Annotated in this window: 18 protein-coding genes; 9 read left to right on the top strand and 9 right to left on the bottom strand. The window is 64.0% G+C overall.

Features of this window, described 5'->3' with window-relative positions; translation table 11 throughout:
• The first annotated feature begins 1 nt into the window (after position 1).
• Positions 2–751: a precorrin-6A synthase (deacetylating) gene (cobF, locus tag Q2M23_RS16785; protein ID WP_076833507.1), complete on the top strand. Its 750-nt coding sequence runs from the start codon at positions 2–4 to the stop codon at positions 749–751.
• A gap of 569 nt (positions 752–1,320) precedes the next feature.
• Here cobF and Q2M23_RS16780 read toward each other — a convergent pair.
• A complete protein-coding gene (locus Q2M23_RS16780; RefSeq protein WP_076833509.1) occupies positions 1,321–1,827 on the bottom strand; it encodes a YkgB family protein in 507 nt (168 codons plus the stop codon).
• Positions 1,828–1,864: 37 nt separating this feature from the next.
• Positions 1,865–2,401, bottom strand: coding sequence for a carboxymuconolactone decarboxylase family protein (locus Q2M23_RS16775; protein ID WP_141339901.1), 537 nt, complete (start codon positions 2,399–2,401; stop codon positions 1,865–1,867).
• 130 nt (positions 2,402–2,531) lie between these two features.
• Here Q2M23_RS16775 and Q2M23_RS16770 point away from each other — a divergent pair, with 130 nt between their 5' ends.
• A complete protein-coding gene (locus tag Q2M23_RS16770) occupies positions 2,532–3,527 on the top strand; it encodes an AraC family transcriptional regulator (RefSeq protein WP_076833512.1) in 996 nt (331 codons plus the stop codon).
• Positions 3,528–3,579: 52 nt separating this feature from the next.
• Here Q2M23_RS16770 and Q2M23_RS16765 read toward each other — a convergent pair whose 3' ends face one another.
• Positions 3,580–4,506, bottom strand: a complete 927-nt coding sequence (locus tag Q2M23_RS16765) for a response regulator transcription factor (protein ID WP_076833513.1) — start codon at positions 4,504–4,506, stop codon at positions 3,580–3,582.
• A complete protein-coding gene (locus Q2M23_RS16760) occupies positions 4,496–7,864 on the bottom strand; it encodes a hybrid sensor histidine kinase/response regulator (RefSeq protein ID WP_316396169.1) in 3,369 nt (1,122 codons plus the stop codon). The genes Q2M23_RS16765 and Q2M23_RS16760 overlap by 11 nt, the downstream gene beginning before the upstream one ends.
• Positions 7,865–8,033: 169 nt before the next feature.
• On the opposite strand from Q2M23_RS16760, the gene urtA reads away from it, so the two are divergent.
• From urtA to Q2M23_RS16725, 7 genes are all read left to right on the top strand, one after another.
• Positions 8,034–9,296, top strand: a complete 1,263-nt coding sequence (urtA, locus tag Q2M23_RS16755; RefSeq protein WP_057015907.1) for an urea ABC transporter substrate-binding protein — start codon at positions 8,034–8,036, stop codon at positions 9,294–9,296.
• 171 nt (positions 9,297–9,467) lie between these two features.
• Entirely contained in the window at positions 9,468–10,394 is a 927-nt protein-coding gene (gene urtB / locus Q2M23_RS16750; RefSeq protein WP_057015942.1) for an urea ABC transporter permease subunit UrtB, read from the top strand.
• A gap of 17 nt (positions 10,395–10,411) precedes the next feature.
• Entirely contained in the window at positions 10,412–11,548 is a 1,137-nt protein-coding gene (gene urtC, locus Q2M23_RS16745) for an urea ABC transporter permease subunit UrtC (protein ID WP_316396168.1), read from the top strand.
• A gap of 12 nt (positions 11,549–11,560) precedes the next feature.
• Positions 11,561–12,316, top strand: coding sequence for an urea ABC transporter ATP-binding protein UrtD (urtD, locus tag Q2M23_RS16740; protein ID WP_057015909.1), 756 nt, complete (start codon positions 11,561–11,563; stop codon positions 12,314–12,316).
• A 12-nt stretch (positions 12,317–12,328) separates the two neighbouring features.
• Positions 12,329–13,018, top strand: a complete 690-nt coding sequence (gene urtE / locus Q2M23_RS16735; RefSeq protein ID WP_050400072.1) for an urea ABC transporter ATP-binding subunit UrtE — start codon at positions 12,329–12,331, stop codon at positions 13,016–13,018.
• A gap of 28 nt (positions 13,019–13,046) precedes the next feature.
• A complete protein-coding gene (gene fmdA, locus Q2M23_RS16730) occupies positions 13,047–14,276 on the top strand; it encodes a formamidase (protein WP_050386953.1) in 1,230 nt (409 codons plus the stop codon).
• Between the two features lie 101 nt (positions 14,277–14,377).
• A complete protein-coding gene (locus Q2M23_RS16725) occupies positions 14,378–14,725 on the top strand; it encodes an FmdB family zinc ribbon protein (protein ID WP_225161589.1) in 348 nt (115 codons plus the stop codon).
• Positions 14,726–14,869: 144 nt separating this feature from the next.
• Here the strand turns inward: Q2M23_RS16725 and Q2M23_RS16720 are convergent, their stop codons facing one another.
• The 5 genes from Q2M23_RS16720 to Q2M23_RS16700 all read right to left on the bottom strand — a co-directional run bounded on the left by Q2M23_RS16720 (position 14,870) and on the right by Q2M23_RS16700 (position 19,693).
• Positions 14,870–15,655 carry an ABC transporter ATP-binding protein gene (locus tag Q2M23_RS16720; RefSeq protein WP_168857084.1) on the bottom strand — a complete coding sequence of 262 codons (786 nt, stop codon included), beginning with the start codon at positions 15,653–15,655 and terminating at the stop codon, positions 14,870–14,872.
• On the bottom strand, positions 15,652–16,425 hold the full coding sequence (locus Q2M23_RS16715; protein WP_057015911.1) for an ABC transporter permease: 774 nt from the start codon (positions 16,423–16,425) through the stop codon (positions 15,652–15,654). The genes Q2M23_RS16720 and Q2M23_RS16715 overlap by 4 nt, the downstream gene beginning before the upstream one ends.
• A 78-nt stretch (positions 16,426–16,503) precedes the next feature.
• On the bottom strand, positions 16,504–17,448 hold the full coding sequence (locus Q2M23_RS16710; protein ID WP_057015912.1) for an ABC transporter substrate-binding protein: 945 nt from the start codon (positions 17,446–17,448) through the stop codon (positions 16,504–16,506).
• A gap of 146 nt (positions 17,449–17,594) precedes the next feature.
• Entirely contained in the window at positions 17,595–18,338 is a 744-nt protein-coding gene (gene hutC / locus Q2M23_RS16705; protein ID WP_057015913.1) for a histidine utilization repressor, read from the bottom strand.
• The gene (locus Q2M23_RS16700) at positions 18,335–19,693 is read right to left on the bottom strand and encodes a formimidoylglutamate deiminase (RefSeq protein WP_316396167.1); all 1,359 of its coding nucleotides are present in this window, start codon (positions 19,691–19,693) and stop codon (positions 18,335–18,337) included. Before Q2M23_RS16700 ends, hutC begins: the two co-directional genes overlap by 4 nt.
• Between the last annotated feature and the right edge of the window lie 66 nt (positions 19,694–19,759).

Genomic DNA, 19,759 nt, shown 5'->3' with positions numbered 1-19,759 from the left:
TATGTTGACGCTGTCTCTGATCGGCATCGGTTGTGGTGATCCCCGGCAGCTCACTTTCGCTGCGACCGCCGCGATCAATGCCGCCGACCTGATCCTGATCCCGCGCAAGGGGACGGCGAAGTCGGATCTCGCCGAGTTGCGTCGCACTATCTGCGCGGAAGCGTTGAGCAACGACCGCACACGCATTGCCGAGTTCGACCTGCCGGTGCGTGACGCCGGTGAGGAGGACTATCGCAAGGGCGTGGACGATTGGCACGATGCGATCGCCGCGACGTGGTCGAAGGAAATCGCGCGCCATCTCGGCGGGGAGGGACGCGTCGCCCTGCTGATCTGGGGCGATCCCTCGCTCTACGATTCGAGCCTGCGGATTGCGCGACGGCTCGATCCGTTGCCATCGATCGAGGTGATCCCCGGCATCACGTCGATCCAGGCGCTGTGCGCGGCGCATGCGCTGCCGCTCAATGAGATCGGCGAGCCGTTTCTTGTGACGACCGGCCGGCGGCTGCGCGATGGCGGCTGGCCGCCCGGCGTCGACACCGTGGTCGTGATGCTCGACGGCGGCGCCGCTTTCCAGACGCTGGATCCTGCGGGGCTGCAAATCTGGTGGGGCGCCTATCTCGGCATGCCCGATCAGATCATCATGGCGGGGGAACTGGCAGAGGTGGGCCCTCGCATCGTCGCCGCGCGACGAGAGGCACGTGAGCGGCACGGCTGGATCATGGACAGCTATGTCCTGAAGCGGAGATCGTGATCCAGATTTTGCTCCGGCGGCATTCCATCCAGCGGGGCCGCTAGGTCTTCAACCCGCGAATCGAGGGCTGGATGGTCAGGCGGTAAGCGACAAGCTTGTCGCCATCGAACTGCTCGAGGGTCGTCTCGCAAACCGGGCAGCGATACTCGCCCTCGCTTCCTGCTGACCTGGATGCCAGCTCAAGGCGTCGGAATCCAGCCCCGCAACGCGGGCATGTGACGTCGTCCTTCTTCATCAACTCACCCCAGAACAACACCGGCGCTCCTTTTAGCCCAGACCGCGCGGCGGAACTATGTTCATGGCCGGAGAGCTACCGGATCATTCGTGCATGGAAGCGGCGGTGCGTCGTCGAGCGGGCGACAGCGCAGCCGATCGCGCGGAGCCGATTTTCAACGCGTTATGCAAGTTCGGCAATGGGTTATGGCTCGGCTCTTAAAGAGCATGGGGCGCTGGACCGTGCAGCAATAGTGACTGCCATGTCGTTGTGTTCGAGAGAAATGCTGCGTCTGCTCAATACCACGCGCGATCGCCGGCACGCCCAAGGCCCACCGGCGATCAATCGCGATCAGCTATTGCCTGATCAGACGAACCACGTCCTGTCGCAGCAGGTAGAACGAGACGGCGAGCAGAACGACGTCCTTCACCAGGAACGGCACGTTGCCGGTCATCGCGGGGAAGCCACCGGCGGCAACGTCCCAGCCATCAGGCATGAACGGAATGATGGTGACCGTCGCGATGAAGGTTCCGGTCGAGCCGAGGGCGCCGAGCACGCCGAGCCGCTTGTCCCAGAAGCCCGCGAGCAGCAGCGAACCGAACGTCCACTCAGAGGCGCCAAGGAAGTAGCTGGCGCCGGCGTGGCCGAACGCTGGATACAGCCACCAGATCAGCGGCCCGTTGCTGATGAACGGGACCAGCCGTTCGAACTCGTACGGAAACCACTTCTGGTAACCGAAGAACAGGAACATGATCACCATCGCGGCCCGGACGACGTGATAGTCGAGATCTTCCGCGAGCAGGCCGGACCTATGAAGCGCGCGGACAAGCGGATTTTGTGTGGTGTTGGCAAGCGTGGTCATGGTCGTGATCCTTTTCGCATGACATCGCCCGGTCGCTTCACGCGACTGCCGGGAAGTCGATGTCGGTGTCGTTGATGCGGTTGAAGACGTTGGTGAAGACCGTGGTCGCAAACGCCAGGCTGATCTCGACCAGCTGCCCGTCGCTGTAGCCGGCGGACTTGATCGCGGCGAAATCCTGATCGCTGACGGTGCCGCTCGACTGCGCGAGCTTGCGCACGAAATGCACGAGTGCATCGCGCTTGGTGTCACCGGTCGGCGCGCCGTCGCGGATCTGCTTGAGCACATCGGCATTCACGCCGGCGAGCCTGGCGAGATGCGAGTGCGCGGCGACACAATAATCGCAGCCGCTGGCAGCGCTGATCACGAGCTTGACGATCTCCAGGTCGCGCCGGGGCAGGCTGCCGCCAGTCAGGACGGCATCGGCCGCGAGGATCGATTTGAGCGCGGCCGGACCGTGGGCGGCAATCGCCGCGTAGGTGTTCGGGACGGCGCCGATCGCCTTCTTGATCTGGGCGTAGATCTGGCCGGACGGGCCGGTATCGGTTTCGAGATTGGGGGTTGAGAGACGAGACATGGTGGCACTCCTTGTTTGGGGTGGTGAACGATTGCGGAGTGACAATAGGATCGAGATTTGAGACATTGAATGTTCATATTGCTCGTTTATATGCTCCATCGTCTCATGAACTGCTTCGGGGGGAATGGCTATGGATTGGCTGAGCCGGCTGTTCGAGATGATGCCGGTGCGCGGGCGGCTCGACCTGCGCTGCAGCTACAGCGTGCCCTGGCGTATCGAGCAGGGCCCGGGTGTAACCAGCGAGATCCCCTATCATGCGGTGCTTGCCGGCTCGGCGATCCTGGACGACGCCGCGGGCGGACGGCCGTTGCTGCTGAAGGCCGGCGACATCCTCCTGCTTCCCGGCAACCCGCGACACGTGATGCACGATGGCAGCGGGGCGACACCGCTGCCGGCGCGCAACCGGGCGGCGGAGAATTTCACGATCAGCGAAAACCTCGGATCGGACGAACGGCTTGACCTGTTGTGCGGGCACTTCGCGATTGCACCGCCACACGACCGTCTGTTGCGCGGTTATCTTCCGCCGCGCCTTGTCGTGCACGCCGGCACGCGTGCGGGAAAGGGAACGGCTGCGCAGCTCGCCGGGCTCGTGTCGCTGATGCGCAGCGAAACGGCCGACGATCATCTGGGCGGCCACGCCATGCTGAATGCGCTGTCCACGGCAATGTTCGCGCTTGTGCTGCGGCTTGCCAGCGAGACCGATGCAACGTCACGGGGACTTCTCGCCCTGGTCGGCGATCCCAGGCTCGCACCGGCCGTGGCCGCCATGTTCAAGGAGCCCGCGCATGCGTGGTCGCTGCCGGAGCTCGCACGGCTTTGCAACATGTCGCGCGCGACGCTGGCGCGGCAGTTCCAGGACAAGCTCGGGCGATCGGCCAGCGATCTGCTCACCGATATCAGGATGACACTTGCGGCGAACGAGTTGAAGGGATCATCGCTTTCGACGGGCGCCGTGGCAGAGATGGTCGGGTATCAATCGGAGGCTGCCTTTCAGCGCGCCTTCAAGAGCCACATGGGCGTGACGCCGGCGCAGTGGCGAAAGACGCAGCCGCCGGAACACGACGTGTCGTTGGAATCTGCGGTGCCAGCTGATCGGAAAGGCAGTTCGCCGACTGTGGATGCGTAGCGTCCCCGTGCCTCGCGTACGTTTCGATGCGCGAGGCGCAGAGTGCGCTTGATCAAGACTTGCGATGCCTCGCGTTGACCGCGATCGCGGCGGCGGCGGTGCGGTTCTCGACGCCGAGCTTGGCGTAGATCTGCTCGAGGTGCTTGTCGACGGTACGCGGGCTGAGGCCGAGGATCTGCGCGATGTCGCGGTTGGTCTTGCCCTTGGAGAGCCAGGACAGCACCTCGCCCTCGCGGGTGGTCAGGCCGAGCTCGCTGGAGAACTCGGCTGGCATGTCGCCGCTGGTGTCCTTGGCGAGCCGCAGCAGGAATTCGTTGGGCCCGAGCTTGCCCATATATTGCAGCCGAAGCTGTTCGTTGCCGGGGAACGACGCCACGGTCGCTGTCTTCTTTCCCGTGCCGCCCTTCTGCGCCTGCTCGAGCCATTGCGGCATCGGGTCCGGCAGCGCGAAATTGTCGGCGGCGTCGGCGAGCGTATCCGACAGCAGTCGCTGTGCCTGCGGCGTCGCCCACAGCAGCGCGCCGGCGCTGTTCACGGCGAGCAGATAGCGGCCGGAGACGTCGAGCGCCGCGCGGGCGCTTTGCGTCATCCGCGCATTGGCGAGATGGACCCGGATGCGCGCGAGCATCTCCTCGACCACGATCGGCTTCGTGACATAGTCGACGCCGCCGGCCTCCAGCCCGCGCACGATATGCTCGGTCTCGGCGAGGCCCGTCATGAAGATGATCGGCACGCCGTCGAGCCCTGCGTCGCGCTTCAGCCGCCGGCAGGTCTCGAAACCGTCCATGCCGGGCATCACGGCATCGAGCAACACGATATCGGGCGTGATCTGTTCGACGATGCGCATCGCCGAGGCGCCGTCGAGCGCGACCATCACGGTCATGCCAGCGCCGTCGAGCGCATCGGTCAAGAGACGCAACGTCTCGGGTGAGTCGTCGACGACGAGCGCGACGTCGCGCTTCTTCTGTTCAATGGTCATAGCTGTGCAATGTCTTCAACGTCGCCATATATTGATCGAGATCGAACCGGTCGATCAGCGTGCGCATCTGGCCGACGAAATCGGCATGTTCGGGACACTCATTGCCGATCTCGTCGAGCTTGAGCTGGATCGCCCTGACATAGCCGAGCTGGCCGAGGCTGATCAGCTCTTCGACATATTTCACCGGCGGCCGCGAACTACTCTCGGGCTTCCATTGCGGAGGCGGGGCCGGCTCGGCCTCATACTGCCACTCGATCTTGAGCAACTGGCGGATGGTCTCGAGCAGCCGCGGGATGTCGATCGGCTTCATCAGGTAGCCGTCATGGAATGGCTGCGCCAGCGGCGCGCCATGAGCCTCGAGCGCGCTGGCCGAGATCATCAGGATCCGCGCCTGGTGATGGCCTTCGGAGCGCAGGGTTTCGGCGACCGTCCAGCCGTCCATGCCCGCCATCGAGATGTCGAGCAGAAATAAGTCCGGCCGGCAATGCTGTGCGAGGGCAAGGCAGCCCGGTCCGTCCGGCGCGCTGAGCAGGATGAAGCCGAGCGGCGTCAGGATCTCGCGCAACAGGTCGCGGTGGGTCGGGTCGTCGTCGGTGATCAGGATGGTCTTGCGCGGACCGTGATAGCCGTACACGGGAGCATCGACCGGTGCATCGCGCCGCGGATTGGTGACCTCCGACAGCAGCAGCTTGACGCGGAAGGTGCTGCCGGTGCCGACCGTGCTCAGGACCTTGATGTCGCCGCCCATCACGCCCGCGAGCAGGCGGCTGATGGTCAGGCCAAGCCCGGTGCCGGTCTGCGGCTGGGTGACGCCGAGCGCACCGCGCTCGAACGGCGCGAAGATCCGCTCGAGGTCGTCGGGCTGGATGCCCGGCCCGGTATCGATCACCTCGAACTCTGCGACCGGGCTGCGGTAATGCACCACGAACTGGACCTGGCCGGATTGCGTGAACTTGATCGCGTTCGACAGCAGGTTGATCAGGATCTGACGCAGCCGCTTCTCGTCGGCATAGACCACGACGGGCAGCACGGCCGGCCGTTTGAACACGAAGTCGATGCCTTTTGCTGCGGCTTGCAGGCGGAACATGCCGACCAGCTGCTCGAGGAAATCGTTCAGCCGCACTTCGTCGCGCGACAGGTAGAGCCGGCCGGCCTCGATCTTGGAGATATCGAGGATGCCGTCGATCAGCCCAGACAGATGATCGGCGCTGCGGCGGACGACGCGCACCTGCTCGCGCGGCCGCACCTGCAGGCTGTCGTCCTGCTCCAGCAATTGCGCGTAGCCGGAGATCGCATTCAGCGGCGAGCGAAGCTCGTGGCTGAGGCCCACGACGTAGCGGCTTTTGGCGAGATTGGCTGACTCGGCGACTTCCTTGGCGCGCTGCAGTTCGGCGTCGGTGCGCTTGTGGGCGTCGATCTCCTGGATCAGCAGCGTGGTCTGGCGGCGTGTTTCCGCTTCCGCGGCGCGCCGGCTTTGTTGCGCCAGTACGAACAGCCAGGCGACCACGCCGATGATGAGGGTCAGCGCAAAGAACACCTTCCAGAGCACGTCGGCCAGCAATTCATTGGCATGCACGGCCGCCGTGGTCTGCAGGTAGATCAGGCCGAGCACCAGCGCCACGAGGCCGGCTGAGACGGCGAACACGCCGAGGTAATGCCCGAGCTGTGAATTGATGCGGGCGTAGATCGGCTGCGGCATCACCTTGCCCAGCGCGTCCGAGACCTGTGCGCCGATCCGGCCATGCGGCTTGCAGAGGTCATGGCAGCGTGCGTCGAGCGAGCAGCACAGTGAGCAGATCGGGCCTGCATAGGCCGGGCAGGAAGCCATGTCCTCGGGCTCGAACGCATGCTCGCAGATGCAGCACTGGATCGATTCAATGTTCTGCCAGCTCCGCTTCGGCTTGCGGGCGATGTAGTACTTGCCGTCGGTGGCCCAGGCGATCAGGGGAGCCGTGACGAACGCGACCGCAAGCGCAACGAAGGCCGACAGCGCCTTCGCGGTCGGGCCGAACAGGCCGTAGAACGCGCTGATCGAGACCACGGTGGCGATCGTCATCGCGCCGACGCCGACCGGATTGATATCGCAGAGATGGGCGCGCTTGAACTCGATGTGCTGCGGCCGCAGGCCGAGCGGCTTGTTGACGACGAGATCGGCCACCAGCGCGCCGACCCAGGCGATCGCGACGTTGGAGTAGAGCGCGAGCGTCTGCTCCAGCGCCTTGTAGACACCGATCTCCATCAGCAGCAGCGCGACGACGACATTGAACACCAGCCACACCACGCGGCCCGGATGCGAGTGGGTGAGGCGGGAGAAGAAGTTCGACCAGGCGATCGAGCCGGCATAGGCGTTGGTGACGTTGATCTTGACCTGCGACAGGATCACAAATGTCCCGGTCAGCGCCATTGCCAGATCCGGCTGCGACAGCACGTAGCGGAAGGCTTCGAGATACATGTTGGCCGGCTCGGCCGCGTGCTCGGCCGAGACGCCGTGGCTGAGCGCGAAGAAGGCCAGGAACGAACCGGCCAGCAGTTTGAGCGCGCCGAGCACGATCCAGCCGGGACCGGCGCTCAGCAGCGCGATCCACCAGGCCTTGCGCGAGGTGCGGCGGTCGCGCGGCAGAAAGCGCAGGAAGTCGACCTGCTCGCCGATCTGCGCCACCAGCGCGAACACGACGGAGGCGGCGGTGCCGAACAGCAGCAGGTCGAGAGTCCCTGCGGGATCGCCGTGATCGCCGGCGAATTTGCGCCACTCGGTGAAGGAATGCGGATTGGCCCAGGCGATCGCCGCGAACGGCATGATGTGGAGGATGATCCACAGCGGCTGGGTCCAGAGCTGGAAGCGGCTGATCAGCGTGATGCCGTAGATGACCAGCGGAATGATCACGACTGCGCTGATCAAATAGCCGATCGGTCGCGGGATGCCGAAGCACATGTCGAGCGCGCTGGCCAGGATCACCGCCTCGATCGCGAAGAAAATGAAGGTGAAGGAGGCGTAGATCAGCGAGGTGATGGTCGAGCCGATATAGCCGAAGCCGGCGCCGCGGGTCAGCAGGTCGATGTCGATGCCGCTTTTCGCGGCATGGTAGGCGATCGGCAGTCCGCAGAGGAAGATGATGACGCTGACGACCAGGATCGCGGCGGAGGCGTTCATCGCGCCATAGTTCAGGGTGATGGTGCCGCCGATCGCCTCCAGCGCAAGGAAGGAGATCGCGCCGAGCGCGGTGTTGGCGACGCGGGCGGCGGACCAGCGCCGCGCGCTCTTGGCGGTGAAGCGCAGCGCGTAGTCTTCCAGCGTCTGGTTGGCGACCCATTGATTGTACTGGCGCCTGACGCGGTCTATCCGCTGCCGCCCTGCCACTCGTTTGAACTCCTGGTCCACGATGCGCTGATCGCGGGCAAATCCCGTACCAAAAACCTACGTCGCTATTTTGCGGTGCAGTATACGCGATCTCACGTATCAGTGCGCTGCACAAAAGTGAGCAATCCTCGCCTGATCAATAAGCGTTCTCGAACCAGATGGGGTGCTCATGTCAGACGAACCAAAACCAGGCCTGAAGTCTCCGCTCCGACGCAAGCTCTTGATGGGAATGGCGGCATTGCCGGCCGTTTCGATGCTGGGCCGTCCGGCATTTGCCGACGTTCCTGCAACCTCTGCGGTCAATACCACGGGTCTTGCAGTCACCGATAGCGAAGTCACGGTCGGCATCCTGCATTCCGTCACCGGCACCATGGCGATCTCCGAGACCGGGTCGGTCGAGGCCGAGAAGCTCGCGATCGAGCAGATCAATGCCGCCGGCGGCGTGCTCGGCCGCAAGATCAAGTTCATCCAGGAAGACGGCGCCAGCGACTGGCCGACCTTCGCGGAAAAGGCCAAGAAGCTGCTGGTCAACGACAAATGCGCGGCCGTAATGGGCTGCTGGACCTCGGCCTCGCGCAAGGCGGTGCTGCCGGTGTTCGAGCAGTACAACGGCATGCTGTACTACCCGACCTTCTATGAAGGCCTCGAGCAGTCCAAGAACGTGATCTACACCGGGCAGGAGGCGACCCAGCAGATCATCGCCGGCCTCGACTGGGTCAACAAGACCAAGGGCGCCAAGAGCTTCTACCTGCTCGGCTCGGACTACATCTGGCCACGCACCTCGAACAAGATCGCGCGCAAGCACATCGAGAACCATCTGCAGGGCTGCAAGGTGGTCGGCGAGGAATACTTCCCGCTCGGCTCGACCCAGTTCAACTCGGTCATCAACAAGATCAAGCTGACCAAGCCGGACGTGATCTACGCGATCATCGTCGGCGGCTCCAACGTCGCATTCTACAAGCAGCTCAAGGCGGCCGGCATCGACTTGTCCAAGCAGACGCTGCTCACGATCTCGGTCACCGAGGACGAGATCGACGGCATCGGCGGCGAGAACATCGCCGGCGCCTATGCCTGCATGAAATACTTCCAGTCGCTCGACAATCCGAACAACAAGGCCTTCGTGCCCGCCTTCAAGAAGATGTGGGGCGAGAAGACCGTGATCGGAGACGTCACCCAGGCTGCCTATCTCGGTCCGTGGCTGTGGAAGTTGACGGTGGAGAAGGCCGGCTCCTTCGACATCGACAAGGTGGCGGCCGCGTCGCCCGGCGTCGAGTTCAAGGGCGCGCCGGAAGGTTACGTCCGGATCCACGAGAATCATCACCTCTGGTCGAAGACCCGCGTCGGACGCGCCAAGGCCGACGGCCAGTACGAGCTGATCTACGAGACCGCCGATCTCGTCGAGCCGGATCCGTTCCCCAAGGGCTACCAGTGAGCCAGTAGCCCGCATGAGCGGGGCGATATGCGGGACCGTCCCGGGTATCGCACCCGCTCACCCGGGCTACGAAGCTCCCCAACGCATCGTGGCGTGGACGTCATCGTCCACGCTACGGAACGAGCGTCGCTTGACCGGCGGCGCGTGCCCCTTGGAATGACGGAGGACCAGATGTTCGGCGACTATTCGATCAGCGATCTCGGCGCCATCCTTGCGATGCAGGGATTTGCCGGGCTCATCCTGTTCTCCGTCTATGTGCTGATGGCGCTGGGCCTTGCCATCATCTTCGGCCAGATGGGCGTCATCAACATGGCCCACGGCGAGTTCATGATCTTGGGGGCGTACGTCACCTGGATGACGTCGAACGCCGTGCAGCACGTCGCGCCCTGGCTGTTCCCCGGTTACTTCTTCATCGCAATGATCCTCGCGTTCACTGCGTCAGGCGCGCTCGGCATGCTGGTCGAGTGGGCGCTGATACGCCATCTCTACAAGCGTCCGCTCGACACGCTGCTGGCGACCTGGGGCCTCAGCCTGATCCTGCAACAGGCCTATCGTTCGGTCTTCGGCGCGCGCGAGGTCGGCGTCGAACTGCCGGAATGGATGATGGGCTCCTGGCAAGCGACCGACTCCATCCAGATACCGATCAACGGCATGTTCGTGATGGCGCTGACCATCCTGATCACGATCGCGGTCGCCTATGTGCTGTTCTGGTCAAGCTGGGGCAAGCAGGTGCGCGCCGTGGTGCAGAACCGCGTGATGGCGGGCGCCGTCGGCATCAACACCGAGAAGGTCGATCGTTACACCTTTGGCCTGGGTTGCGGCATCGCCGGGATCGCCGGCTCGGCCTTCACCATGATCGGCTCGACCGGGCCGACCGCCGGCCAGCTTTACATCGTCGACACCTTCCTGGTGGTTGTGTTCGGCGGCGCCGCCTCGCTGTTCGGCACCATCGCCTCCGCCTTCTCGATCTCGCAGACCCAATCGACGCTGGAATTCTTCCTGTCGGGATCGATGGCCAAGGTGATCACGCTGCTGACGATCGTCGCGATCCTGATGGTGCGTCCGCAGGGGCTCTTCGCGCTCAAGGTCCGCAAATAAGAACAAGCAGGCTGGTCATGATCATCAACTCGCGCTTTTTCAATCGCTCCGAACTGCTCGGCTTCCTTGCGCTCGCGGTGCTGTTGTTTCTCGTCCTGCCGCTGTCGCTCGATATCTTCCGCCTCAACCTCGTCGCCAAATATTTGACCTACGCCTTCGTCGGGATCGGCCTCGTGCTGTGCTGGGGCTATGGCGGCATCCTGAGCCTGGGGCAGGGCGTGTTCTTCGGCCTCGGCGGCTACTGCATGGCGATGTACCTCAAGCTCGAGGCGTCGTCGGTCGCGAACACCAAGATCCAGTCGACACCGGGCATCCCCGACTTCATGGACTGGAACCAGCTCACCTCGCTGCCTTTCTTCTGGAAGCCGTTCCACAGCTTCCCGGTCACGCTGCTTGCGATCTTGCTGGTTCCCGCGGTCTTCGCGCTGATCATCGGTGCCGCGATGTTCAAGCGTCGGGTCGGCGGCGTGTACTTTGCCATCATCACGCAAGCGATCGCCGCGATCCTCACTATTCTGATTGTCGGGCAGCAAGGCTACACCGGTGGCATCAACGGCATTACCGACTTACGCACGCTGCACGGCTGGGACATCCGCAGCGATCACGCCAAGTTCATTCTGTATTTCGTCGAGGTTGTGCTGCTGTTCGGCTGCATCTGCGTCGCGCAGTTCATCCGCCTGACAAAACTCGGGCGCATCCTGGTAGCAATGCGGGAGCAGGAGGATCGCGTGCGCTTCTCCGGTTACAGCGTCGCCAACTTCAAGATCTTCGCGTTCTGCGCCGCGGCGGTGTTCGCTGCGATCGGCGGCGCCATGTTCACGCTCGAGGTCGGCTTCATGTCGCCGTCCTTCGTCGGCATCGTGCCGTCGATCGAGATGGTGATCTACACCGCGGTCGGCGGCCGGATGTCGATCTTCGGCGCAGTCTGGGGCGCGCTCCTGGTCAATTTCGCCAAGACCAGCCTCTCGGAGTCCTTCCCGCAGCTCTGGCTGTTCGGCCTCGGCGCGCTGTTCATCGCGGTCGTGCTCGCCTTCCCGAACGGGCTCTCCGGCATCTGGGCGGACCACGTCCAGCCGCGCATCGATCGCCTGCTGGCATCACGCAAATCGAAATCGGCGGCCGGCCTGATCGCCGACGGCGCACCGGCCGAGTGAGGAGGGATCATCATGCTCGTCGGCCATCAGCCCAAGGACTTCCTGCTCGCGGTCTCCGGTCTCACTGTGTCGTTCGATGGCTTCAAGGCCGTGAACGATCTCTCCTTCTATGTTGAGGAGAACGAGATCCGCGTCATCATCGGCCCGAACGGCGCCGGCAAGACCACAGTGCTCGACCTGATCTGCGGCAAGACCAGGGCGACGTCAGGCTCGATCCAGTTCCGCGGCCAGGAGCTGACCAGATTGCGCGAGAACGAGATCGTGCAGGCCGGGGTGGGCCGCAAGTTCCAGACGCCGTCGGTGTTCGAGGATCTCACCGTGTTCGAGAACCTCGAGATTTCCTTCCCGCGCGGCCGCACGGTGTTCGGCTCGTTGACCTTCCAGCGCGACGACACCGTCAGGCAGCGGGTCGAGGAGGTCGCCGAGATGATCTTCCTGAAGGACAAGCTCAACACCTATGCCGACCAGTTGAGCCATGGCCAGAAGCAGTGGCTCGAGATCGGCATGCTGCTGATCCAGGATCCGGACCTCTTGATGCTCGACGAGCCGGTCGCCGGCATGAGCGTGTCCGAGCGCGCCAAGACGGCCGAGCTGCTCAACCGCATCATCAAGGACCGTTCGGTGCTGGTGATCGAGCACGACATGAAGTTCGTCGAGGACATCGCGCACAAGGTCACCGTGCTGCACCAGGGACAGATCCTGTCCGAGGGAACGATGGAGCACGTCAAAAACGATCCGAAAGTCATCGAAGTGTATTTGGGCCACTGAGGAACCGGGACGATGCTGGCAATCAATGATCTTCACGTCGCCTACGGCCAGAGCGAAGTGTTGCACGGCCTCAACGTCTCGGTCGCGCCCAACGAGATCGTGGCGATCATGGGCCGCAACGGCATGGGCAAGACCACGCTGATGAAGTCGCTGATGGGCATCCTGCCGGCCAAGAGCGGCAAGGTGACCATGGACGGCACCGAGCTCGGCGCGATGAAGAGCTACGAGCGGGTCGCGAAGGGGCTCGCCTATGTGCCGCAGGGTCGCATGATCTTCTCCACGATGACGGTGAAGGAGAACATCGAGACCGGGCTCGTGGTGTCAGGGGGCTCCGAGGTACCGGGCGACATCTATGAGCTGTTTCCGGTGCTGCTCGAGATGAAGGGCCGCCGCGGCGGCAATCTCTCGGGTGGACAGCAGCAGCAGCTCGCGATCGCCCGCGCTCTGGCGACCAAGCCGAAGGTGCTGCTGCTGGACGAGCCGACCGAAGGCATCCAGCCGTCGATCATCAAGGACATGGCGCGCACCCTGAAGCGGATCCGCGACGAGCGCGGGCTGTCGATTGTGGTCTCCGAACAGGTCCTGAGCTTCGCGCTCGACATCGCCGACCGGGTGCTCGTCATCGAGAATGGCGAGATCGTCCGCGACGATCCGCGCGCCAGCGTCGATGCCGCGCAGATTTCCAAGTACTTGTCCGTCTAACTATCAGTAACCCAAGGGGAGCAATGCGATGCCAGATACACTGATCAAGGTCGACCTCAGCAAATCGGCCTATGAAAACGACAAGATTCACAATCGCTGGCATCCCGAGGTTCCGATCGTCGAGTGGGTCAGCCCCGGCGACGACTTCATCATCGAGACCGTCGACTGGACTGGTGGCTTCATCAAGAACAACGATTCGGCCGACGACGTCCGCGATATCGATCTGTCGATCGTGCACTTCCTGTCCGGCCCGATCGGCGTCAAGGGAGCCGAGCCCGGCGATCTCCTCGTCGTCGACTTGCTCGACGTTGGTCCGTTGAAGGAGAGCCTGTGGGGCTTCAACGGCTTCTTCTCCAAGCAGAATGGCGGCGGCTTCCTTACCGACCATTTCCCGCTGGCGCAGAAGTCGATCTGGGACATCAAGGGCCTCTACACCTCGTCGCGCCACGTGCCCGGCGTCAACTTCGCCGGCCTGATCCATCCCGGCCTGATCGGCTGTCTGCCCGATGCCAAGATGCTGGCGGCCTGGAACAAGCGCGAGGCCGAGCTGATCGCGACCAACCCGACCCGGGTGCCGGGCCTTGCCAATCCGCCGTTCGCGCCGACCGCGCATGCCGGCCAGGCCAAGGGTGACGTCAAGGCCAAGATCGGCCTCGAGGGCGCCCGCACCGTGCCGCCGCGCGAGCACGGCGGCAATTGCGACATCAAGGATCTGTCGCGCGGCTCGAAGATCTACTTCCCGGTCTATGTGCCGGGCGGCGGCCTCTCGATGGGCGATCTGCATTTCAGCCAGGGCGACGGCGAGATCACCTTCTGCGGCGCGATCGAAATGGCCGGCTGGCTGCATATCAAGGTCGACGTCATCAAGGACGGCGTCTCGAAATACGGCATCAAGAACCCTGTGTTCAAGCCGTCGCCGATCACGCCGAACTACAAGGATTACCTGATTTTCGAGGGCATCTCGGTCGACGAGGCCGGCAAGCAGCATTATCTCGACGTCCACATCGCCTATCGCCAGGCCTGCCTGAACGCGATCGAGTATCTGAAGAAGTTCGGCTACTCCGGCGCCCAGGCCTATTCGATCCTCGGCACCGCGCCGTGCCAGGGTCACATCTCCGGCGTCGTCGACGTGCCGAATGCCTGCGCCACGCTGTGGCTGCCGACGGAGATCTTCGACTTCGACGTCATGCCGTCGTCGGCGGGACCGATCAAGCACATCAAGGGCGACGTGCAGATGCCGATCTCACCGGACAAGTGATCCTTTAGGTGATCCCTGCGCGAAGGGGGCGGGACGGCTGCGTATCGGCCGCCCCGCATCCATCGCCGAATGTCACGCACGACTGCGCAAGGATTAAGGAAATGCCGATCTACGAATATCTCTGCAACGACTGCGGCCCGTTCACCGACATGCGGCCGATGGCGGAATGCGACCTGCCGCAGGACTGCCCGCAATGCGAGGCGACGTCGCCGCGCGTGATCCTCACCGCGCCGGCGTTCTTCTGCATGCCCTCCGACAAGCGCAAGGCGCACGCCACCAATGAGCAGAGCCGGCACGCGCCGAAGACGCTCGATCAATATAAGGCTGCGCACGGCCCGGGCTGCGGCTGCTGCTCGACGGGAAGGAAGAAGCCGGCACGGCTGATGACCAAGACCAAGAGCGGCGCCAAGGGGTTTCCCACCGCGCGTCCCTGGATGATCAGCCACTGACAGCGCAGCCAATCGTCGGCTTTCCTCAACTGGCGCTGCTTCGTCATGGCCGGGCTTGTCCCGGCCATCCACGTCTTTCTTGTCCGATTGAAGCAAAGACGTGGATGCCCGGCACAAGGCCGGGCATGACGGAGAAACAGGCTCTCAGGCCTGTTCGGCGACCTTCAGGGCCTCGGTGCGGATCTCTTCCACCAGCCGCTCCTTCAGGGCGACGAATTCGGGCGTGGTCTTGATCTTGTAGGACCGGGGATGCGGCAGGTCGACTGCGATCTCGGCCTTGATGCGGCCCGGACGCGCGCTCATGACGATGACGCGGCTGCCGAGGAAGATCGCTTCCTCGATGTCGTGGGTGACGAACAGCACCGTTTTCTGGTCGCGCTCCCAGATCCCCAGCAGCATCTCCTGCATCAGCGCGCGCGTCTGGTTGTCCAGCGCGCCGAACGGCTCGTCGAGCAGCAGAATCTTCGGATCGTTGGCCAGCGCACGGGCAATCGCGGTGCGCTGCTGCATGCCGCCCGACAGCTGCTTGGGCCAGTGATTTTCGAAGCCCGATAGCCCGACCCGGCGAATGAACGCATCGGCGATCTCGTGGCGCTCCGCTTGCGACACGCCGCGCTCGCGCAGGCCGAAGGCGATATTCTCCCGCACCGTCAGCCACGGAAACAATGTGTAGGACTGAAACACCATGCCGCGATCGGCGCCGGGGCCGGTGATTTCGCGCCCGTCGAGCGTGACCCGTCCGCTGGTCGGCCGGTCGAGCCCGGCGATGATCCGGAGCAAAGTGGACTTTCCGCATCCGGAGGGGCCGAGGATGGTGACGAAGTCGTTGTTGCCGACGTCGAGCGTGGTCGGCTCGAGCGCTCTCGTCGGCGCGTTGCCGGCGCGGGCGGGGAAGGTTCGCGAGACCTGATCGATCCTGAGCGCGGTCATGCGAGCTTCCACGGGAACAGCCAGGCGTTGAAGGCCTTGAACAGGAAATCGGAGATCAGGCCGATCAGCCCGATCACGATGATGCCGAAGATGATCTGGCCCGTGTTGAGCAGCGCCTGGCTGTCGGTGATCATGTGTCCGATGCCGGATGATGAGCCGATCAATTCGGCCACGATGACGTAGGTCCAGGCCCAGCCCAGCACCAGCCGAAGGATTTCGGCAATCTCGGGCGCGGCGGAGGGCAGCAGCACGCGGCGGATGATGCCGCGGTCGCGGGCGCCGAGCGTGTAGGCGGCCTCCACCAGGTCGCGCCGTGTGGCACCGACGGTGACGGCGACCATCAGGATGATCTGAAATACTGCGCCGATGAAGATCACAAGCAGCTTCTGCAACTCACCGATGCCCGCCCACAGGATCAGCAGCGGGATGAAGGCGGATGCCGGCAGATAGCGCGCAAAGGACACAAAGGGCTCGAGAAAGGCCTCGATCGGCTTGTAAGCGCCCATCAGAACGCCGAGCGGCACCGCGATGACAGCAGCAAGCACAAACCCGCCGATCACGCGCCAGATCGTCATCCCGATGTCGAACAGAAAGCCCTGCTTTGCGAGCAGCTCATAGCCCTCCTGCACCATGGTCAGCGGGTTGGCGAGGAAGGTCCTCGACACATGGCCGCCGAACGTTGCCCAGGACCAGAGGGCGACGAATAGCACGAAGAAGGCGAGGCCATAGGCCACGCGCTGCTTCGATGTCGTGGGCTCGAGAGGACGCATCAAATGATCCGGAAGTAGCTTATGCGCCGGTCCCGCCCGCTGTGTCGCGAGGTGGGACCGGTCCAAATGGTTGCTGCGTTACTTGATGAAGCTTGCGTCGTAGATGTCTTCGACCTTCGGCGCGGCCTTGATGATGCCGACCTCGAGCAGGAGCTCGGCAGCGTCCTTATTGAAGGTCAGGAAGTCGCCGGCGAAGAATTTCTGGTTGGCGGCCTTGTCCTGCCAGCGCAGGTACTTTGCCGAGTTGCCGAACTGCTCGCCGGTCTGCTTCACGTCAGCGCCCATGATCTCGTAGGACTTGGCCTGGTCCTTGGCGATCATGTCGAGCGCCTCGAAATAGCTGTTGGCAAGCGCCTGCGCCGCCTTCGGATTGTCGGTCAGGAATTTCGGCGTGCAGCCGAACGTATCCATCACGATCGGGTAGTCGAGCGTGGTCGCGATGATCTTGCCCTTGTCGGGAGCGGCGCGCACCGTCGACAGATAAGGCTCGTAGGTCATCGCGGCATCGTTCTGGCCGGAGACGAAGGCCTGCGCTGCGGCGGCCGGCTCCAGATTCACCACGGTGACGTCTTTCACCGTGAGGCCGTTCTTCTTCAGCATCCAGGCCAGCGCGAAATACGGAGAGGTGCCGGGCGCCGACGCCGCGACGGTCTTGCCCTTGAGGTCCTTGATCGCGGCGATGTCGTTGCGCACGGCCATGCCGTCGGCGCCATAGCTCTTGTCGAGTTGGAAGATTTGCTTGGTCGCGACGCCATTGGCGTTCCAGGAGATCCAGGTCTCGACCGTGGTGGCCGCGCACTGGATGTCGCCCGAGGCGATCGCGAGATGGCGGTCCTTCTGCGGAATCTTCTTCAGGGTCACGTCGAGGCCGTTCTTCTTGAAGATGCCGGCCTCCTTGGCGAGCGTCAGCGGCGCGAAGCCGGTCCATCCGGAGATGCCGACGCCGACCTTGACGTCATCCGCGAACGCGCCCGTGGACGCGAGCAACACTGCGATTGCGGGCAATAGCTTGAAGGAACGCATGATTGTCGACCCCTTGAACGATGGATTGAACCCAGTTGATGTCTTCACGTCACTGATCTCTTCAGTCGCGGCGGATTGCCGCATGAAGCATGTCGGCGGACGATGGCCCATGATGCATTGCATGAAATATGCCGCGCAAGCTGTCCTCAGCCTCCCTTGAAGCGGGCCACCAGCCGATGCGTCTCGCCTGGATAATGCAGCCGCACCGCCGTCACCGTGCGTGCGCTGCGCCAGGTGTAGCGGTCGATCACGAGGCAGGGCGCGCCGACCGCGATGTCGAGCGCCTTTGCCGTGCGGTCGTCGGCGACGACGGCGCTGATGGTATGCTCGGCTTCGGTCCACGGCACATGGTGCAGCAGCCATGATCCCGGCGGTTCGCGGGCGAAGTCCGCGGTTGCAGCTTCCGGGACCGTGGAGAGATCGATCAGCCTGTCCTCGACGGCGAACGGCACATTGTCGGCGCTGTGCCGGCAGGCGATCGCGACTATCTTGCCGGCCGTGCTGACGCCGAGCCGGGCGCGATCGGCCGATGTCGCGGTACGGCGCCGGCATTCGATCAGCTGATAGCCGTAGCTGCGGCCGAGCGCGGTGATCTCGGCGCGGATGTCGGCGATCTTGAGCACCGCCGACAGATGCTGCGGACGGCGCACGAAGGTGCCGGCACGGCGCCGCCGCTCGATCAGGTCGGCCTGCGCCAGTTCCGACAACGCCTTGTTCACCGTCATGCGCGAGCAGCGATAGCGCGCCATCAGCTGGTGCTCGAACGGGATGCGATGCCCGGGCGGCCATTCGCCGGTCAGGATCCGCGTCTCGATGTCGAGCCGGATGCGCTTGTAGAGTGTCGGCTTGTTCGCCGCGCCGGGCTTGGCCTGGTCGGAGGCGAGGCTCATGCGACGAGCCTCCGCACGCTTGCATTGAACTGCTCGCGCGCCTTGTCACGCAGCCGGTGCCGTCCGCCTGTGACCACCTTGTCGCCGCGGGCCCAGACGCAGTCGATCGCGTCGCTGCCGGTTGCAAACAGCCAGCCGTCGAGAACAGCATCGCCCGACCGTCCCGCGAGGGACGGATGCGCGGTGTCGAGGCTGACGATGTCGGCGCGCGCGCCGGGCGCAAGCCCGGCCTTGGTCTGTGCCAGAGCCTGCGCGCCGCCCGCGAGCGCCTGGTCGAACAGGGCGCGGCCGGTGGATGTGCCGGGACGCCCCGAGAGCACATTGCGCTCGCGGTGTTTCAGCCGCTGACCGTATTCGAGCTGGCGCAGCTCGTCGGCGACGCCGACCAGCACATTGGAATCGGTGCCGATGCCGAACCGGCCGCCCGCGGCGAGGAATTCGCGCGCCGAGAAGATGCCGTCGCCGAGACTTGCTTCGGTGACGGGGCAAAGGCCGGCAATCGCGCCGCTGCCGGCGAGTGCATTGACTTCCTGCTCCGTCATGTGGGTCGCGTGAATGAGGCACCAGCGCTGATCGACGGGCGCATGTTCGAGCAGCCATTGCACCGGCCGCTGTCCTGACCAGGCAAGGCAATCCTCCACCTCGCGCACCTGTTCGGCGGCGTGGATGTGGATCGGGTCCGCCCCGGCAAGCGGGATGATCGCCGCCAGCTCATCCGGCGCCACGGCGCGCAGGCTATGCGGAGCGATTCCGATGTTGGCGCCGGGAAGTTTTCGGATTGCCTCGCGCGAGGCGGCCATCAGCGCGGCGAACTGATCGACCGAGCAGATGAAGCGACGTTGCCCGGCATGCGGTGCGGCGCCGCCGAACGTGCTGTGAGCATAGAAACTTGGCAGCAGCGTGAGCCCGATGCCGGAGGCGTCGGCGGCCTCTGCGATGCGTATGGCCATCTCGGCGAGATTGGCGTAGGGCGCGCCGCCTCGATCATGATGCAGATAGTGAAACTCGCCGACACGGGTAAAGCCGCGCTCGAGCATCTCGACATAGAGCAGGGTCGCGACGGCTGTGACGTCGTCCGGCGTCATGGTCAGCGTGAAGCGATACATCGTCTCACGCCAGGTCCAGAACGTATCGGTCGTGTCGCCGCGCAGTTCGGCAAGGCCGGCCATGCCGCGCTGAAAGGCGTGGCTGTGCAGGCTCGCCAATCCCGGAACCGCCATTTGGTGACGTTCGTCGCCGGCGCCAGGCGCAACGCCCGCCGTCACCGAGGCGATCGCGCCATCGACAACGACGACCTGCACGTCATTGGCCCAGCCCGAAGGCAGCAGCGCGAATGCGAAATGCAGTCGTGTCATTTTTCCACGCCGGCTGGACAGAACCCGGACACGATTATATGTCTAGACATATAAGTCAAGCATCCC

Source organism: Bradyrhizobium sp. 33ap4 (assembly GCF_032654765.1).
Lineage (GTDB): Bacteria > Pseudomonadota > Alphaproteobacteria > Rhizobiales > Xanthobacteraceae > Bradyrhizobium > Bradyrhizobium australafricanum.
The sequence above is the reverse complement of the archived record's forward strand: the minus strand, read 5'-3'. Positions and strand labels throughout refer to the sequence as shown.

What these genes read in the sequence shown, in the direction of transcription:
- Q2M23_RS16775 (WP_141339901.1), bottom strand. Translation starts at nt 2,401, where the DNA reads ATGTCTCGTCTCTCAACCCCCAATCTCGAAACCGATACCGGCCCGTCC.
- Q2M23_RS16700 (WP_316396167.1), bottom strand. Translation starts at nt 19,693, where the DNA reads ATGACACGACTGCATTTCGCATTCGCGCTGCTGCCTTCGGGCTGGGCC.
- Q2M23_RS16710 (WP_057015912.1), bottom strand. Translation starts at nt 17,448, where the DNA reads ATGCGTTCCTTCAAGCTATTGCCCGCAATCGCAGTGTTGCTCGCGTCC.
- cobF (WP_076833507.1), top strand. Translation starts at nt 2, where the DNA reads ATGTTGACGCTGTCTCTGATCGGCATCGGTTGTGGTGATCCCCGGCAG.
- hutC (WP_057015913.1), bottom strand. Translation starts at nt 18,338, where the DNA reads ATGAGCCTCGCCTCCGACCAGGCCAAGCCCGGCGCGGCGAACAAGCCG.
- Q2M23_RS16725 (WP_225161589.1), top strand. Translation starts at nt 14,378, where the DNA reads ATGCCGATCTACGAATATCTCTGCAACGACTGCGGCCCGTTCACCGAC.
- urtE (WP_050400072.1), top strand. Translation starts at nt 12,329, where the DNA reads ATGCTGGCAATCAATGATCTTCACGTCGCCTACGGCCAGAGCGAAGTG.
- Q2M23_RS16770 (WP_076833512.1), top strand. Translation starts at nt 2,532, where the DNA reads ATGGATTGGCTGAGCCGGCTGTTCGAGATGATGCCGGTGCGCGGGCGG.
- Q2M23_RS16720 (WP_168857084.1), bottom strand. Translation starts at nt 15,655, where the DNA reads ATGACCGCGCTCAGGATCGATCAGGTCTCGCGAACCTTCCCCGCCCGC.
- urtA (WP_057015907.1), top strand. Translation starts at nt 8,034, where the DNA reads ATGTCAGACGAACCAAAACCAGGCCTGAAGTCTCCGCTCCGACGCAAG.
- urtD (WP_057015909.1), top strand. Translation starts at nt 11,561, where the DNA reads ATGCTCGTCGGCCATCAGCCCAAGGACTTCCTGCTCGCGGTCTCCGGT.
- urtB (WP_057015942.1), top strand. Translation starts at nt 9,468, where the DNA reads ATGTTCGGCGACTATTCGATCAGCGATCTCGGCGCCATCCTTGCGATG.
- Q2M23_RS16780 (WP_076833509.1), bottom strand. Translation starts at nt 1,827, where the DNA reads ATGACCACGCTTGCCAACACCACACAAAATCCGCTTGTCCGCGCGCTT.
- urtC (WP_316396168.1), top strand. Translation starts at nt 10,412, where the DNA reads ATGATCATCAACTCGCGCTTTTTCAATCGCTCCGAACTGCTCGGCTTC.
- Q2M23_RS16765 (WP_076833513.1), bottom strand. Translation starts at nt 4,506, where the DNA reads ATGACCATTGAACAGAAGAAGCGCGACGTCGCGCTCGTCGTCGACGAC.
- Q2M23_RS16715 (WP_057015911.1), bottom strand. Translation starts at nt 16,425, where the DNA reads ATGCGTCCTCTCGAGCCCACGACATCGAAGCAGCGCGTGGCCTATGGC.
- fmdA (WP_050386953.1), top strand. Translation starts at nt 13,047, where the DNA reads ATGCCAGATACACTGATCAAGGTCGACCTCAGCAAATCGGCCTATGAA.